This window comes from Dyadobacter frigoris (assembly GCF_005280585.1).
In the GTDB taxonomy this organism is placed as follows: Bacteria; Bacteroidota; Bacteroidia; order Cytophagales; family Spirosomataceae; genus Dyadobacter; species Dyadobacter frigoris.
This window is the reverse complement of sequence record NZ_SZVO01000001.1, coordinates 724,308-739,203: the sequence shown is the minus strand read 5'-3', so window position 1 is coordinate 739,203 and position 14,896 is coordinate 724,308. Positions and strand designations below refer to the sequence as shown.

Sequence of the window (14,896 nt, the reverse complement as noted above, 5' to 3'; positions counted from 1 at the left end):
GGGAGATTCATCACTTTATGTTAACTATTAACATTAGAACGATGAACACTTTAAAACAAGTATTGGGAGTAGATGTAGCACAGAAGGAGCTCGTGGTCACGTTAGGTCGGTTGCTGGCAGATTTAAGCATTGAGTTGTATGCTTATAAAGTTTTTAGTAACACAGAAAAGGGCTTTTCTTCCTTGTTGACATGGGTTCAAAAGTTGACAAATCCTGATACAGAAGTTCGGTTTGTGATGGAGGCCACTGGTGTCTATCATCAGAAATTTGCTTATTTTCTGGATGATCATGGTTACTGTTTAAGTATTGTTTTACCCAACAAGATCAGTAATTACATCAGGACTCTGGATGTTAAAACGGTTACAGACAAAAGTTGTTCGGAGGCCATAACCAGGTTTGGGTTGGAGCGAAAGCTAGATAATTGGAAACGTCCTAAAAAAACTTATAAAAGCCTTCAGCAACTTACCAGAGAGCGAGATCAGGTGGTTTTAGAGCGATCAATGGTAAAAAATCAGCTACATGCGGAATCTCAGGAAGCAGAGCCACATGAGCGGAGTTTGGAGCGCTTGAAGGAGCGGATTAAGTTTCTTAGTAGTCAGGAGAGAGAAATTAAAGAAGATATAGAGCAGGTTGTTAATCGGGATGCTGAGCTCAAAAAAGAAGTGGAAATTATCAGTAGTATTCCAGGGGTAGGAGAATTGACGGCTGCAATTATTTTGGGAGAAACAAATGGTTTTGAATTGATACGAAATAAGAAGCAGCTCACCAGTTATGCGGGCTTTGACGTCAAAGAAAAACAATCAGGGACCTCGGTGAAAGGCAAACCAAGAATATCAAAAAAAGGAAACCGAAGCCTTAGGAAAGCGATGTATTTACCATCAATGAGTGCAGTGAAATGGGACGATAATTTCAAAAATATGTATGTAAGGATCGTCAGTAAACAGGGTATAAAGATGAAGGCCTTGATAGCTGTCCAGAGGAAATTATTGGAACTGGCGTACACCTTATTTAAGACCAAGGCAAGCTATGACAAATCATACGAAAGCAAAAAGGTAGAACAAAAAAATAGCATGTCAGCACCAAAGGCATGAGCATGCTATACTGGCTGCCTCTGGACCGCCTTCAAGAATAAAGGTATGAAAAATTTAAATTTTTAATAGGTAATCAACACAGAATCTATGGAAAGGAATACTCGAAAATATCTGCGATGATTTTTTAAAATTTTTCTTCGAAGACGCAGAAGAGCTCTTCGACTTAGAAAGAGGCTTTCAGTTTTTAGATAAAGAACTCGAACAACTTTTCCCAACAGAAGAAATAGAAGCGCCGAAGTTTGTGGATAAGCTTGTGAAAGTTTTTACCAAAACCGGAGAGGAAGACTGGATTTTAGTACATATTGAAGTGCAGGGATATGATGATAAGGATTTTGCCAAACGGATGTTCACCTATTTTTATCGCATTCTCGACAAGTATGGAAAGCCGGTAACAGCCATCGCCATTTTCACAGATGCGAACAAGAAATTTCATCCTGGTGTTTATGAATATAAATATCTCGGCTCGAAAATTATTTATAAATTCAACACATATAAAGTTATAGAGCAAGATGAAGTGGCGCTGATTGAAAATGAAAATCCATTTGCAATCGTTGTATTAACGGTATTACTGGCGTTAAAAAAGAAAAAGCTGGATGATGAAAGTTTGTTTGATCTTAAATATTCGCTGGCAAAAAATTTACTCAAACGGAAAATTTCAAAGAAGAAAATAGATGATCTGCTGATCTTTCTGCAACGTTACATAACCTTTGCAGATCAAGGATATAATGTTAAATTTGATAAAGAAATCGGAGAGCTAACCGGAAATCAAAAAAGTATGGGAATAAGAGAAATGGTACTCGATAAGGCGAAGAAAGAGGGTATTGCAAAAGGCAAACAAGAAGGTCGTCTTGAAGGCCTGGACGAAGGAGTTGAAAAAGGTTTTGAAATGGCACAAATTTCATTTATTAAAAATCTTTTGGCAACCGACAGTTTTACTACTTCCCAAATTGCAGTTCTTGCTAATGCTTCTGAAGCTTTTGTTGAAAGTGTTAAAACCATGGCAAAGTAATTTTTAAATAAAACACCTTACACACCACCAACCTAAAAAGACTCCCACCCCGGAGTCTTTCTTTTTATTAAAAAACACGTTAACGGCCACACTAAAAGCTAACCGCTAATAGCCAACGCCTGAAAACTTATGTCAGAAATTAAACGCCAACGTATCACCCGCGCAGACGGGAAAGCCATCAATCTTGTACAGCGCCGGGGACATTTGTCTTATTGTTACAACGCTTGCTGCTGCGGTCGCGTGGATCGCGGGTATGCGCCTATTCCAGTTGAATTGTACAAAAGTGAGTGGCTGCGCCGGAAAATGCGGAATGTGGTGCATATGACCAAAGGTGGTTGCCTGGGTCCGTGCACTTTGGCAAATGTGGTTACGCTTTTGTTTGACGGGAATTCTGTATGGTTTCATTCGGTGAACAGCGACTGGCAGATTATTGCTATTTTTGATTATATCGACAGCATGATCGCGGCCGATCGTTTCCTCGTTCCGCCAGCAGAATTATCTGAAAATGTATTTCAATTTTATACCTGGAAAGGCTCCGAAGCTTCCACAAAAATCGGGCAAACGCCTATGCCGACGGAAGGAATTGTCTTCCTTACCCATGCGGATACTGATCTGTTAACACTGCACCGAACCATCCAGGATTTGCCTGATGATTTCCCGAAAACATTAGGCATTAACCTGATGGCCGTGAAAAGCGAAGCGCAGATGGAGCAGTTGCTCGATGGTGAAATTGCGGCGGCGCAAATTATTATTCTCAGGATTCTCGGTCGGCCTAGTGCTATTCCGGGGTTTAATGAATTGATCAATCGTGCTAAGAAAAACGGGCAGCATCTTATTGTCGTCAGCGGAACGGGTGATTTAAATCCTGATTTTGCAGCTGCTTCTACGGTTTCGCCAGCGATTTTGCATGATGCGATGTTATATCTTCAAGCCGGCGGTTATACCAATTTCAGTTCGCTGCTTTATTACCTTTCCGATCATTTATTGATGACAGGTTTTGGCTCCGAAACGCCGGTTACCTTGCCCGAACATGGCATTTATCACCCGGAACTTCCCGAAAACGCTGATCTTTCTGATTGGCTTAAACGATATAATCCAGACCAGCCGACAGCCGGAATTACCTTTTACCGCTCGCACTGGACGAGTGGAAATACTGCTTTTATTGACGCGATGGTCGCTGCTTTGGAAGATCGGGATATGAATGTTTTACCCATTTTCACCTCATCGCTCAAAGTGACCGATCCGGTTTCCGGGCAACCTGTTGCTTTCCAGTTTTTCAACGGTGAAAATGGTGTTCAGATTGATGTTTTGGTTAATACGCTTTCGCTTGCGATTACCGATATTCAAAAAGCAGGTTCTGACAATACCGGTGCAGAAAAAGCATTAAGTCAGCTGAATGTGCCGATTATCCAGGCCATTTCCAGTACCATGAACCGCAATGCCTGGGAATCATCCAGTCGCGGGTTGGGTACTTTGGATACGGCTATGAATGTTGCGATTCCTGAATTTGACGGGCGGATTATCACCGTTCCGATTTCTTTCAAGGAAAAAGACAGACAGGCAAAAGGGTATGAAGCGCTTGACAATCGCATCGATCGCGTGGCCGGCATTGCGCTGCGTTTTGCCCGTTTGCGCCATTTGAAAAACTCGGAGAAAAAAATTGCTTTCATTTTTACCAATTCCAATACCAAAGCTTCCCAGATCGGGAATGCGGTTGGACTGGATGCGCCGGCTTCGCTGATGCATATTTTGCATGCGATGCAAGCCGAAGGTTATCAGATTAAAAACCTGCCGGCTACCGGAACGGAATTGATCCATCAGTTAATTGACCGCTGTTCCTACGACCAGACTTACCTCACACCCGAACAACTTTCCAACGCTGCCGGTCAGGTTTCGTTCGAAAAATATAACGGTTGGTTTGATGAATTACCGGAAGTTTTACGCAAAAAAATAACCAAACAATGGGGACAGGCACCCGGCGAAACGTATGTCCACGATGGCCATATCGCCCTCGCCGGACTTGAACTCGGTAATGCGTTTGTAGCCTTGCAGCCGCCGCGTGGGTATGGCATGGATCCGGACGCCATTTATCACCAGCCGGATCTGGCACCGACGCATCATTATTATGCACTATACCGCTGGCTGCGTGATGGCTGGGGTGCCGACGCGATTGTGCACGTAGGCAAACACGGAACACTGGAATGGCTCCCGGGCAAAGGAATCGGGTTGTCAGAAAACTGTTTTCCGGATGCGATTCTGGGCGATCTGCCGCTTTTTTATCCTTTTATTATCAACGATCCCGGCGAAGGTTCACAGGCGAAACGCCGTGCCCATGCCGTGGTGGTGGATCACCTGACGCCTCCCATGACTTCCGCAGATAGTTATGGCGAACTGGCGCAGCTGACCCAGCTTGTCGATGAATATTATCAGGTGGAAACGCTTGATCCTTCGAAATTGCCTTTGCTGCAAAGACAGATCTGGGAGCTGATCAAACAGACCAATCTGGATGCCGACCTGGCTGCGATGCTGAGCCGTGACCATGGCGATCACAAGCATGATTGGGACGATGACATGACGCCCGAAGGTGTGCCGGCAAGTCTGGCGGAGATGGATGGAAAGGATATTGCCCACCTGATCGAGGACATCGACGGATATTTGTGTGAATTGGGCGCGGCGCAGATCCGTAACGGTTTGCACACGCTTGGACAAATGCCGGAAGGTGACGCGCTGATCGATATGCTGCAAGCGCTGACCCGACTGCCCAATACCACGGTACCGGGTTTACAGTCGGAAATGGCTTTGCTTTTTGGATTTGAAATTGACGATCTTTTACAGAAAAAAGGTCAGAAAATAGATTCCGTTTCGCCGCAGTTTCAGTCGCTTGCCGGACGGCCGGTTGTGACGGCGGCGGATGCGATGGAAATTATTGATGAGCTGAATAATCATCTGTTCCGGGTGCTGGCTAAGCATCGTTTTCATCCGAAATCCATCGATCAGGTTTTCTATGAAGCGCTGGATATGGCGCCTTCGACTACGGGTTTGGCAGGGATCCGGCTGGTGTTGGAATTTGTCTGTACCCAGCTGGTACCGAATCTGGCGCGGACGGATGAAGAAATCACCAACCTCATGCACGGACTTTCCGGCGGGTATATTCCTGCCGGTCCGAGTGGCGCGCCTACACGGGGCATGGCGCATATTTTGCCAACCGGACGAAATTTTTATGCCGTAGATCCGCGTGCACTTCCGTCCAAAGCGGCCTGGGAAGTGGGCCAGCAGCTTGCGCGGGAGGTTTTGGATCGTCACATGAAAGAAACGGGGCGTTATCCGGAAAGTGTCGGGATTAGTATCTGGGGCACTTCGGCGATGCGTACCCATGGGGACGATGTAGCGGAAGTGCTGGCGCTGATGGGCGCCCGGCCGGTATGGCAGCAGGAAAGCCGGCGCATTACCGGCGTGGAAATTATCTCGCTCGAAGAACTTGGCCGGCCGCGGATTGATGTGACCACCCGGATCAGTGGATTTTTCCGTGATGCTTTCCCGCATCTGATCGAATTGCTGGATGATGCCGTGCAGCAGGTCATCGCGCTAGACGAACCGCTTGACCAGAATTTTGTCCGCAAACATTATCTGAAAGATCTGGCTGAACTGCAAAAAGACAATGAATTATCGATTGAAGATGCCGAGGAACGTGCCAGTTACCGGATTTTCGGGGCGGCTCCTGGCGCTTATGGTGCGGGGATTTTGCCTTTAATCAATGAAAAAAACTGGCATGGCGATGCGGATTTTGCACAGGCCTATGTCAACTGGGGCGGTTATGCCTATACGAAGAACGCGCAGGGTGTGGATGCCCGCAGTGAATTTCAGCAATGTCTTTCCGGTGTGGAGGTGGCGCTGCACAACCAGGACAACCGCGAACATGATATTTTCGACAGCGACGATTATCTGCAATTCCATGGCGGGATGATTGCGACCATACGCAGCCTTACCGGACAGCAGCCAAAACATTATTTCGGCGACTCGCAAAACCCGGCCCAGCCGGTGGTGCGCGACCTGAAAGAGGAAACTTTGCGCGTTTTCCGTTCAAGGGTTGTGAACCCGAAATGGCTCGACAGCATCAAAAAACACGGTTACAAAGGCGGACTGGAACTTACTGCTACCGTTGACTATCTCTTCGGTTATGATGCCACGGCGAACGTGATCGACGACTGGATGTACGAAAAAGTAGCCGAAACCTATGCCCTGGACGCCAACATGCAGCAATTTTTCGCTGAAAGCAACCCATGGGCCTTACACGCCATCGCCGAAAGATTACTCGAAGCCGCACAAAGAGGCTTATGGGCCGAGCCCTCCGCTGAGGTTTTGCAGGGGTTGAAGGAGGTTTATCTGGAGAGTGAGGGGTTGTTGGAGGTGAGGGGGGAGTGAAGGGATCATTAAGGGTTAAACTGATGGATTTGATTGTCTAACCTGTTGAACTTCAAGGAGTAGATCATATAACCCTTCATTAAGTTGGTCGTAATTACCTTCTTCATATTCTATAAATTCTAAATTATAGGTATTTGTGTTGTAATTCTTTATTATTTGATGCAGGTTATTTGCCGTTATAAAATAATGCGGATGCGGAGTGGGAGCTGTAATATTTACATTTTCCAATACCAATTGAATATCTGGATCATTTAGGCTATAACCTACAAATAAAATGGTATGAGAGAGAAATAAGGAATCCAATACCTTGTAAAAATTAGAGTAATCCTTTCTTGCTTTAAAATATTGAGATTTTGTCAATACTATTTTGTTGGCATCTGAAACACATCCGTGAGCCTTAACGATAATCCTAACAGGAGATCTAACATCGGTAAGTAAGTGATCATCATAATACTTTGAAATATTATAACCGTCAGAAGCTACTCCATTTGTACAATAATTATCGTAAATTTTATCATAATTGGTTGTTATAACTATCTTTGGATCCAGCTGCAAAACACATTCATGAATTTTAGATGGTCCATAACGGGGTAAATCTAACTCTTCTCGTATTGATCTAGAATAATCAGCTTTGGGTAGAAGCGTATAAATAACTTCGGCTGCCTCTAAATATTTACCGGTTTTTAAAAAGTCTGCTATCATTAGTTTATCAGGAGTATCTGGAATTAAATCCACCATACCTTTCAAAAAATTTTCCCATGTTGGTGGATTCTTTGATCCATCATGTGACAAACTACCAGCAGATGCACCAGCACCTAGGAATATTATACATCTTCTTGCTGCTAATTCCGTTACCAAAGCCTTAGGCCAATGCATAGCTATTTGTTAAGGTTATTAAATAGTTTTTCTACTATTTTTTTAAGTATTTCCTGATAATCCTGAACCTGTTTAAATTGGGATCCTACCAATCCATCACTCCCTTTGAGTTTAAGAAGAGGACTGGCATTTGATTGCGCTAATGGGATCAAACTATATAAATGAGGCACATCCCCCAATTTCAAATCTTGTTTTTCAAGATTTGATTTCCAATATTTACCAAGAGAATTTTCGATTTCTGCGGGAACACTATTAATTATTTCTTCATAAGCCTTTGTAGGTCTTCTAACACCCCCATAACTTTTTGTTATATATTGTTGAATAGTATATCCAATGTATCCACTTTTTACTTTAACCTCCTCCGGTATGTTATATCTTTTTAAAACTCCGGGTGCCCTTTGTTCACATAGTTTTAAAGAATTGTCATAAAGGTCTAACCAACTACTCAGCCATTCAGCAATATTTCTGATTCCTAGTATACTAAAAATGTCTGTACCCATAGGAGTAATAAAGTAGTCACAACCAATTAACACACTTCTATTAATAGAACCTAAACTAGGTCCTAAATCAAAAAATATATAATCGTAGTTATTTTTTACTTTATCAATTAAAAATTTATTCCAATTACTTTTTCTTATTCCACCAATATCTCCTCCTTTAAGTTCATGCCAAGCAGCGCCTAAACGGTCTTCGATAATTGAAAACTTCGGACTGCCTGGAATCAAATCTACATTAAACCGGGTTTCAGAACTTTTTATTGGAACAATGATGCTACTTATATCTGAATCTCCATCTTCAATTGGCTGCAAAATTTGACTTATCGTTGTTACAGTTGAAGATTGCTCTCTATTCCAATAAAGTTTTGTTGAAAATTCTTCGCCCATTAACAATTGCGTCGTGTTACACTGAGGATCACAATCCACTACCAATACCCTTTTTTGGTAGTTTTCAGCGATATAGGAAGCAATATTATTAGTTAATGTAGTTTTCCCGACCCCACCCTTGTTATTAAACATGGCAATAGAAATCATAAATTAAGAATTTACGTTTATGCAATCTTTTGAAATACTAGTATGGTCTCTATTTTGTTACCACTATGATCACGTCGAACTCTCCTATTACTTGGTATTAAGCTCTCATGTTTAAATGTTAACTCATATTTCCCTATATCATTAATAAGTATGTTAGAAATGATTTCTGGTAGGGTAACTTTATATTTTTTACTATAATTATCTCCTAAAAATAAAATACACTTCCCATTAGAACTTAACATTTCATTCCAGTTCTTTAAGCAGTCAGTAATAATCTTAATAAAATCGATTTCCTTCGGCGAAATAATCTCGTCTAAGACTTTATGATTTTCAACGCCTAAAAACCAAAGTCTTAATCTATTATCTCTTGCATAATTTAATTGACGCATGTAAGGTGGACTGGTTATAATCGCATCAATTTTCTCGCGTACAATTAATTTTGAAGCATCCTCATTATAACAGTGTCTGCCAATACCCAAATCGAAATTGGGTTGTTTTTTTGTCGCTCGAATAATCTTTTTTATTAGCCTGTCTTTTACACTTCTATACTCGTATAAACTAGGAAATTCACCTTTTGGAAATTTATTAGTTCGTAAATATGGAACAGTATGACTGGATGGATGAGATAAAAAACCGGGTCTTTGATGGTGTAATATTCCTAGTAAACACGATAGAATAAACCATGATTCCTCTGTCTTTAAAATCTCGGTCCAAACTATTATTTCCCTTAGTGTTTCTGGATGGAAAAATGCCTGCACCCATTCAGGAACGTTAGCTAAGTTAACAGTTTTAACCCTTTCGCTTACCTCCTTATCGTATTTCTCAATTTCCGAAATTATTTCATTTAAGGAATTGGGAGGAGAAAGTTTCGCACTTGTAAGGATGAAGGCATATTTATTAAGATCGTTTCCAATTGCATTACGCCCTAATGACCAAGCTTCAAGAGGTATTGTACCAGCCCCACAAAATGGATCAAAAATCAAATCTCCTTTTTGAGTGAAATTTTCAATGAGATATTTTGCTATAGAAGATTTAATTTTACCTATATACGGAGACAATTGATGTAAAGACCATTCAGACCCAACAGCACTGTTGACGCATTCTTTATTAAATTGGTCAATTAATAATTGATTTTGTAAACTTTCAGTGAAGACTTCGGACATAAAGATTGATAAAGTGTTTACAAAAATAATTTCTTTCTGTCAGTTGACTGTCACAAATTGGTAATAATATAATAAATTTTGACTAAAATACTATTCAATTAGAACCAAAAAATTGATGTCTAATCCAGACTGATATACGTTCATTATCAATTGATTTATTCCAGTTGTCTAAGCCTCTTACCATTACATATAATCCAGCAGCTAACTTCATTGAAAAACTAAAATCTTCACTAACGGCACTTAACTCAAAATTCGAAGTTCTCAATAAGAAAAATATTGTCAGTATTCCAACAACGTATTCGATTATTGCATAAAAAGTTAAGTTGACCTGCTTAAATTTATACATTAGTCCAGCAATTAGAATGCTGACGATTAAAAAGAATGCAGGGCCAGTTTTACTATACAAATATCCAAAGTTTGGATATATATAAAATACAATAAAGGACATTAACAAAGACGCGCCTATTGTTATTAGAAAATTTCGAAACTGTTGATTCTCTGAACTTTTAATTTCATCCTTTAATAAATTCTCATTTCCCTTTTCATTCAATAAGTAAGATTCTATTTCGGATAATGATGTAATTTCAATATCATTATCCTTTGCATATTGAATGATTTCCTTATCTAATGTGGCAATCTTAACTTGTCCCTCCTTATGCTTAATTTCTGACGCAACTTGTATAATCTGATCATCTGCTCCTTCCAATGTAAGATGTTTGAAAAGAAATTCCCATTCAGGGAATGTATCAACGGGTGAGCTGGCACTTATAATTGTCCCATTATCTATTGCTTGTTTTATAAATCCTACAAAAGGACTAAATATGGCATTTTTAATACCGATGTTTTGCGTTCGTTGGTACAATTCCCTTTGAACATGAGTAGGGACAACAAATATGACGTCAGGAATTTTTGTAGAAATGATAGACGGATACCTAATAATAACCGATGTGTCTAGAACAATTTTAGTCATTAAAAAAGAAAAGTAAGTTAAGAGGGTAATGTTGAAATGTAATAATATGAATTAAATTAGAAAAAACAACATTTAACTTGCTTAATGGTTACACCAAGAAATATCGTAAACCATATTGTATAGCGATAAAAAAAGGGAAACCTTATGGAATCCCAGATGACTCCTAATAGTAGTTCGTGACTGAGTTCAGAATCCATTTCAAATATGATGAATATCCTTGATAATCTTGCTTGGCGTACTCCTATCCAACCAACTCATACTCCTTAATCAAAGCATCCGCAGGAATATGCAGCAATTTGCTGAACTTACGGATCATGGTTAGCGACAGTGCCTGTTTGTAGTTCAGCACTTTGCTGATTGTTCCCTTGTCGCCATATTCATTGGCGAGATCCGCGGATTTATAGCCAAAATCCGCCATTCTGATTTTGATTAATTCAATGGGATCAACCTCCGGCAAGTTGCGGTTTTCCTTTTCGTATTCTGAAATGAGATGTGCCAAAAGGATTTTTTCCTTGTGATCAGCAGAATTTTTCGAAGCCCGTTTTACTTCTTCATACCGGGCAAGAGCGCTCTCGTACTCTTGCTCTGTTTCTATCAAAAACCATTGTGGCTGTGTCATTTCCTTATTTTTTAAATCCAGTATGATTATATCGTTTCAGCATCTATCAAATCATATTCTGAATGTGTTCCGATAAACCTAATTTCTACAATGCCATCTTCATAATCGACCTCCACAATGAGACGGTATTTATTACCAACGATCTTGAATCTGGCTCTGTTTCCTTTAATAATTTTGGCTTTGGGGAAGTCATGAAGTACATCAAAACTTCTCTTCCAAACTGCCCTTTCCATCACCGATATCCAAACGCGCAGACTTTTCCCCGAGTCGGAATGCTTACTGACAAACTTGTCCAGTTTGCGGGAATATAATAGTATCATGTCATAAAAGGTTCTTTCTAAACGCTCCGTGTACTTATTCCAATGGATTGATTATCAAGATTTTCATAACAATAACATAAATACAAATCTAGGGAAATAGTTGGTTATTTGCCAACTATTTCCCTGGATAATTTTTCATTATAATGGGATAGATAATTTTTGAAATAAAACGGCATCGGGATATTGCCCAAAACCTAAATATCAAATACCCTGACCAAAACGCTCCAGCTGCTGAAAAACAGGAATTAGCGACTGTCCTTTTTCGGTAAGTACATATTCAATGTGCAAAGGTTTTTGTTTGATCACATTTTTTTGCAGCAGTCCAACGACTTCCAGCTCTTTTAAGGCAACGGCCAGTGTTTGTTTATTAGCACCCTCAATCTGGCGAAGCAGGCTGCTGAAACGCAAGGTGCCGTCCACAGCCAGGCGAAATATTTCAGGCTTCCATTTCCCGGAAAGCGACTTTAAAAGTGCCTGGGCAGGACAAGTTTCATTGGTTACCAATTCGTTTTTAGTAGTCATAAATATCTGACTTATTGCGCACTCAAAATTAAGTCCTCAACTTTACCCAAAGATAAAAATAAACGGTGTCGGGTAATCCACTACCCGTAAAAGTAACTTATCCAACCACAATTTCCATAATGGAAATTTCAGTGACCAGGCTCAAAACAAAACGAAAATGCAAGAACAAATAAATCCTTTACTATGTGACATTGAAAGCGGTCTTTGTGAAGTTCCCGTTGATCAAAAGGACACCGCAGCCCTTGAAACATCAAAAGCAATTAAAAAACCCTTATCCATAACATATTACACAGACCCGATTTGTTCCTCCTGCTGGGGAATTGAACCGCAATTGCGAAAGCTGAAATTAGCATACGGAAATGATTTTGAAATTGAATATAAAATGGGCGGTTTGCTCAAAGACTGGAGTTATAACAGCGGGCAGATCAGCAAACCGACGGACGTAGCAGGGCATTGGGACGAGGTAAGTGTGCATTACGATATGCCCATAGACGGGGATATCTGGCTGGAAGATCCCCTGGATTCATCCTATCCACCATCGATTTCATTTAAGGCGGCTCAGATGCAAAACAGGGAAAAAGCCCTTTTATTTCTTCGTGAGATCAGAGAAATGGTCTTTTTGCAAAAGAAAAATATCACCCGATGGGAACACCTGGAAGCGGCTGCGACAAAAGCTGGACTCGACATTGTACAATTTAAAAACGACTACGAGGGAAAAGCAAGGATATTATTCCATGAGGATGTACAGGCTGGAAAAGAATCAGGTGTCAGAGGATTTCCAACGATGATCTTTACCAATGCCATGGGAGAACAGGAATTCGTATATGGTTCGAAGCCCTATGGTGTCCTTGAAAGCGTAGTGCTTAAACGCTGTCCGGCAGCAACAAAACTGATCTATAAAACGGATTGGAATTCCGTATTTTTGAAATACAATTCATTAACAGCGAACGAGTACGCACAAATAACAGGAACCGAAAGAAATCATAGTGAGAATATTTTAAACGGCCTCGCTGCCGACGGAAAGTTAGAAAAGTTAAGTACGAAAAATGGAGCCATCTGGACTCTGAAAAAAATACAGTAAGGAGCTTTTGGCAATTAGCTGTTAGCATCTGGTACTGTAATCGGATGATTGATAAGTCATTGTAAAATCAATGAAATCAACTATTTCTTGCTAATGCTTATTTAAGTGATAGCTGGGGTTATGAAAAACATAAAAATTAAAAATATGGAACAAAACCAACTTACCGACCCGGAAACCCTGAAAGAGCAAAAAAAGATAAAAAACAATAAAATGATCAATTCATTCCTTATTGGTATGTGTATAGGCATTACCGTGTACAGCGCGGTGAAAAATGGTTTCGGCTTTTTTACGTTTTTCCCCTTGATTTTAGCTTATTTGCTGTTTTATAAGAGAGATAAAATCAAATTATTATAAGTCAGAAATTCCATGCAAATCAATTTAACAGTAGTTTTTAAAAGCAAGCCTGAGCATATCGAAGACGTACGTGCCATGCTTTTGAACCTGGTTGAAAAATCAAGAGAAGAAAAAGCCTGTCTGCAATATGACCTGCACCACGGTACAAAAAATCCCGAAATTTTCATTTTTCACGAAATATGGGAAAGCCAGGAAGGTCTGGACCTGCATGATCAGCAGCCTTACATCAAAAAGCTTGTTGCAGAAATTCCTGCTTTAATTCAGGAACCAGCCGCGATTTACCATACAGAATTGTTGAATTTGTAAAAGTTAATGGTAAACACTCCGGTATATTGTGGTATGCCGGAGTGTTTATGATTTGGCCTACTATGCTTTTTCTGAAGCGTCGGAAAGAAAACCAAACTGACTCCCCAACCACCACCCTATTCCGATCAATCCCACCCTCATAAAAATCAACTACAGTCTTTCAGTGCACGATCATGCACGATTACAAATGTTATCCATATCATGACCAGGATTAATAGCAACATTAATAATTGTAAGTGTTTTGTAATAATTTCTCTGAAAATCACTGGACTTGCTGATCATTTTTATAACCTAAAACCTGGAATCCTTTGAATGAGAGCTCTTAACGATAACACATTGATCCTCGAATAAAGACAAGTGATTAGAAAGCCTGCGAACAGTAAAATCTTTTTTTTGAACAAAAATTGGTTAACTTTATTAAATACTCCAAAAAACGATTTGCTAAATTATTTTTGTGATATTGTTTATGAAATCAGTAATATATCTGCACTTTTTACTGTTTGTTGCTTTGGTTTCCAACGCACAAAATTCCAGCAAAACTACCGCTGACAAAGCTGGTATTGATTCATTAATTGTTAGCTTCAGTAAGGCTTTTAATGCGCATGACCCAAAGGCCTTTACGGCAAACTTTACCCGTGACGCGGATTTTACAAACTGGCTTGGTATTTCCGAACATGGATGGGCCGAAATTGAAGAATCACATATCCCAGTACTTACCGTCATGTATAAAAATGCCCAACAAAAGATAACTTCAAGCAGCGTTAGATTCATTAGGCCTGATGTTGCCGCGGTGGATATTAGGGCAGAGGTGTCCGGAGGCGTTGCCCGTGATGGAAAGGTACTACCGTTAATGAATTTCCTGTTAAATTGGACGGTTACCAAAGAATCTAATGGGAAATGGTTAATTACAGTGATGCACAATACCCGGATATTACCAATTGAGGCATATGCACCGGGTCCAAAATGACGTTATAAAATTTCTGATATGAGATATTTTTTAAATATCACTAGTAGCGGGTATGGGAATTAGACATAAGTAAGAAGTGATCAAACCATAATTTCCAATACCTTTCCCAAATCCCACTTCGCTTGGCGGTCTGGAGACTACGCTCAATAAAAACCTAAATACAAC

The 14,896-nt window shown here is 40.3% G+C and carries 14 protein-coding genes; 7 read left to right on the top strand and 7 right to left on the bottom strand.

Features of this window, described 5'->3' with window-relative positions:
- Positions 1 to 41: 41 nt before the first annotated feature.
- The 3 genes from FDK13_RS03380 to FDK13_RS03370 all read left to right on the top strand — a co-directional run bounded on the left by FDK13_RS03380 (position 42) and on the right by FDK13_RS03370 (position 6,522).
- Positions 42 to 1,091 carry an IS110 family RNA-guided transposase gene (locus FDK13_RS03380; RefSeq protein ID WP_137338556.1) on the top strand — a complete coding sequence of 350 codons (1,050 nt, stop codon included), beginning with the start codon at positions 42 to 44 and terminating at the stop codon, positions 1,089 to 1,091.
- 241 nt (positions 1,092 to 1,332) lie between these two features.
- Positions 1,333 to 2,100: an RpnC/YadD family protein gene (locus tag FDK13_RS03375; RefSeq protein WP_229215881.1), complete on the top strand. Its 768-nt coding sequence runs from the start codon at positions 1,333 to 1,335 to the stop codon at positions 2,098 to 2,100.
- 129 nt (positions 2,101 to 2,229) lie between these two features.
- The gene (locus FDK13_RS03370; RefSeq protein ID WP_137338554.1) at positions 2,230 to 6,522 is read left to right on the top strand and encodes a cobaltochelatase subunit CobN; all 4,293 of its coding nucleotides are present in this window, start codon (positions 2,230 to 2,232) and stop codon (positions 6,520 to 6,522) included.
- A 15-nt stretch (positions 6,523 to 6,537) separates the two neighbouring features.
- Here FDK13_RS03370 and FDK13_RS03365 read toward each other — a convergent pair whose 3' ends face one another.
- From FDK13_RS03365 to FDK13_RS03335, 7 genes are all read right to left on the bottom strand, one after another.
- A complete protein-coding gene (locus FDK13_RS03365) occupies positions 6,538 to 7,398 on the bottom strand; it encodes an SIR2 family protein (protein WP_137338553.1) in 861 nt (286 codons plus the stop codon).
- Positions 7,399 to 7,400: 2 nt separating this feature from the next.
- Positions 7,401 to 8,429, bottom strand: coding sequence for a ParA family protein (locus FDK13_RS03360; RefSeq protein WP_137338552.1), 1,029 nt, complete (start codon positions 8,427 to 8,429; stop codon positions 7,401 to 7,403).
- Between the two features lie 17 nt (positions 8,430 to 8,446).
- Positions 8,447 to 9,592: a DNA methyltransferase gene (locus tag FDK13_RS03355; protein ID WP_137338551.1), complete on the bottom strand. Its 1,146-nt coding sequence runs from the start codon at positions 9,590 to 9,592 to the stop codon at positions 8,447 to 8,449.
- Positions 9,593 to 9,686: 94 nt separating this feature from the next.
- Complete coding sequence (locus FDK13_RS03350; protein ID WP_137338550.1) at positions 9,687 to 10,562, bottom strand: PIN domain-containing protein; 876 nt, start codon at positions 10,560 to 10,562, stop codon at positions 9,687 to 9,689.
- 241 nt (positions 10,563 to 10,803) lie between these two features.
- Positions 10,804 to 11,181 (bottom strand): helix-turn-helix domain-containing protein, encoded by a 378-nt coding sequence (locus FDK13_RS03345; protein ID WP_137338549.1) that lies wholly within the window; start codon positions 11,179 to 11,181, stop codon positions 10,804 to 10,806.
- Between the two features lie 26 nt (positions 11,182 to 11,207).
- The gene (locus FDK13_RS03340; protein ID WP_137338548.1) at positions 11,208 to 11,501 is read right to left on the bottom strand and encodes a type II toxin-antitoxin system HigB family toxin; all 294 of its coding nucleotides are present in this window, start codon (positions 11,499 to 11,501) and stop codon (positions 11,208 to 11,210) included.
- A gap of 201 nt (positions 11,502 to 11,702) precedes the next feature.
- Positions 11,703 to 12,023 (bottom strand): winged helix-turn-helix transcriptional regulator, encoded by a 321-nt coding sequence (locus FDK13_RS03335; RefSeq protein ID WP_137338547.1) that lies wholly within the window; start codon positions 12,021 to 12,023, stop codon positions 11,703 to 11,705.
- A 157-nt stretch (positions 12,024 to 12,180) separates the two neighbouring features.
- Here FDK13_RS03335 and FDK13_RS03330 point away from each other — a divergent pair, with 157 nt between their 5' ends.
- The 4 genes from FDK13_RS03330 (at position 12,181) to FDK13_RS03315 (ending at position 14,731) form a co-directional block, all read left to right on the top strand.
- Positions 12,181 to 13,104: a DsbA family protein gene (locus FDK13_RS03330; RefSeq protein WP_137338546.1), complete on the top strand. Its 924-nt coding sequence runs from the start codon at positions 12,181 to 12,183 to the stop codon at positions 13,102 to 13,104.
- Between the two features lie 144 nt (positions 13,105 to 13,248).
- Positions 13,249 to 13,458 carry an FUSC family protein gene (locus tag FDK13_RS03325; protein ID WP_137338545.1) on the top strand — a complete coding sequence of 70 codons (210 nt, stop codon included), beginning with the start codon at positions 13,249 to 13,251 and terminating at the stop codon, positions 13,456 to 13,458.
- 12 nt (positions 13,459 to 13,470) lie between these two features.
- The gene (locus tag FDK13_RS03320; RefSeq protein ID WP_137338544.1) at positions 13,471 to 13,764 is read left to right on the top strand and encodes a putative quinol monooxygenase; all 294 of its coding nucleotides are present in this window, start codon (positions 13,471 to 13,473) and stop codon (positions 13,762 to 13,764) included.
- A gap of 466 nt (positions 13,765 to 14,230) precedes the next feature.
- Positions 14,231 to 14,731, top strand: coding sequence for an SgcJ/EcaC family oxidoreductase (locus FDK13_RS03315; RefSeq protein ID WP_137338543.1), 501 nt, complete (start codon positions 14,231 to 14,233; stop codon positions 14,729 to 14,731).
- Positions 14,732 to 14,896: the final 165 nt, after the last annotated feature.

Bases quoted from the DNA above. Each gene is read 5' to 3' on its own strand.
- FDK13_RS03330 (WP_137338546.1), top strand. From the start codon at position 12,181: ATGCAAGAACAAATAAATCCTTTACTATGTGACATTGAAAGCGGTCTT.
- FDK13_RS03325 (WP_137338545.1), top strand. From the start codon at position 13,249: ATGGAACAAAACCAACTTACCGACCCGGAAACCCTGAAAGAGCAAAAA.
- FDK13_RS03365 (WP_137338553.1), bottom strand. From the start codon at position 7,398: ATGCATTGGCCTAAGGCTTTGGTAACGGAATTAGCAGCAAGAAGATGT.
- FDK13_RS03370 (WP_137338554.1), top strand. From the start codon at position 2,230: ATGTCAGAAATTAAACGCCAACGTATCACCCGCGCAGACGGGAAAGCC.
- FDK13_RS03335 (WP_137338547.1), bottom strand. From the start codon at position 12,023: ATGACTACTAAAAACGAATTGGTAACCAATGAAACTTGTCCTGCCCAG.
- FDK13_RS03315 (WP_137338543.1), top strand. From the start codon at position 14,231: ATGAAATCAGTAATATATCTGCACTTTTTACTGTTTGTTGCTTTGGTT.
- FDK13_RS03380 (WP_137338556.1), top strand. From the start codon at position 42: ATGAACACTTTAAAACAAGTATTGGGAGTAGATGTAGCACAGAAGGAG.
- FDK13_RS03355 (WP_137338551.1), bottom strand. From the start codon at position 9,592: ATGTCCGAAGTCTTCACTGAAAGTTTACAAAATCAATTATTAATTGAC.
- FDK13_RS03320 (WP_137338544.1), top strand. From the start codon at position 13,471: ATGCAAATCAATTTAACAGTAGTTTTTAAAAGCAAGCCTGAGCATATC.
- FDK13_RS03350 (WP_137338550.1), bottom strand. From the start codon at position 10,562: ATGACTAAAATTGTTCTAGACACATCGGTTATTATTAGGTATCCGTCT.
- FDK13_RS03360 (WP_137338552.1), bottom strand. From the start codon at position 8,429: ATGATTTCTATTGCCATGTTTAATAACAAGGGTGGGGTCGGGAAAACT.
- FDK13_RS03340 (WP_137338548.1), bottom strand. From the start codon at position 11,501: ATGATACTATTATATTCCCGCAAACTGGACAAGTTTGTCAGTAAGCAT.
- FDK13_RS03345 (WP_137338549.1), bottom strand. From the start codon at position 11,181: ATGACACAGCCACAATGGTTTTTGATAGAAACAGAGCAAGAGTACGAG.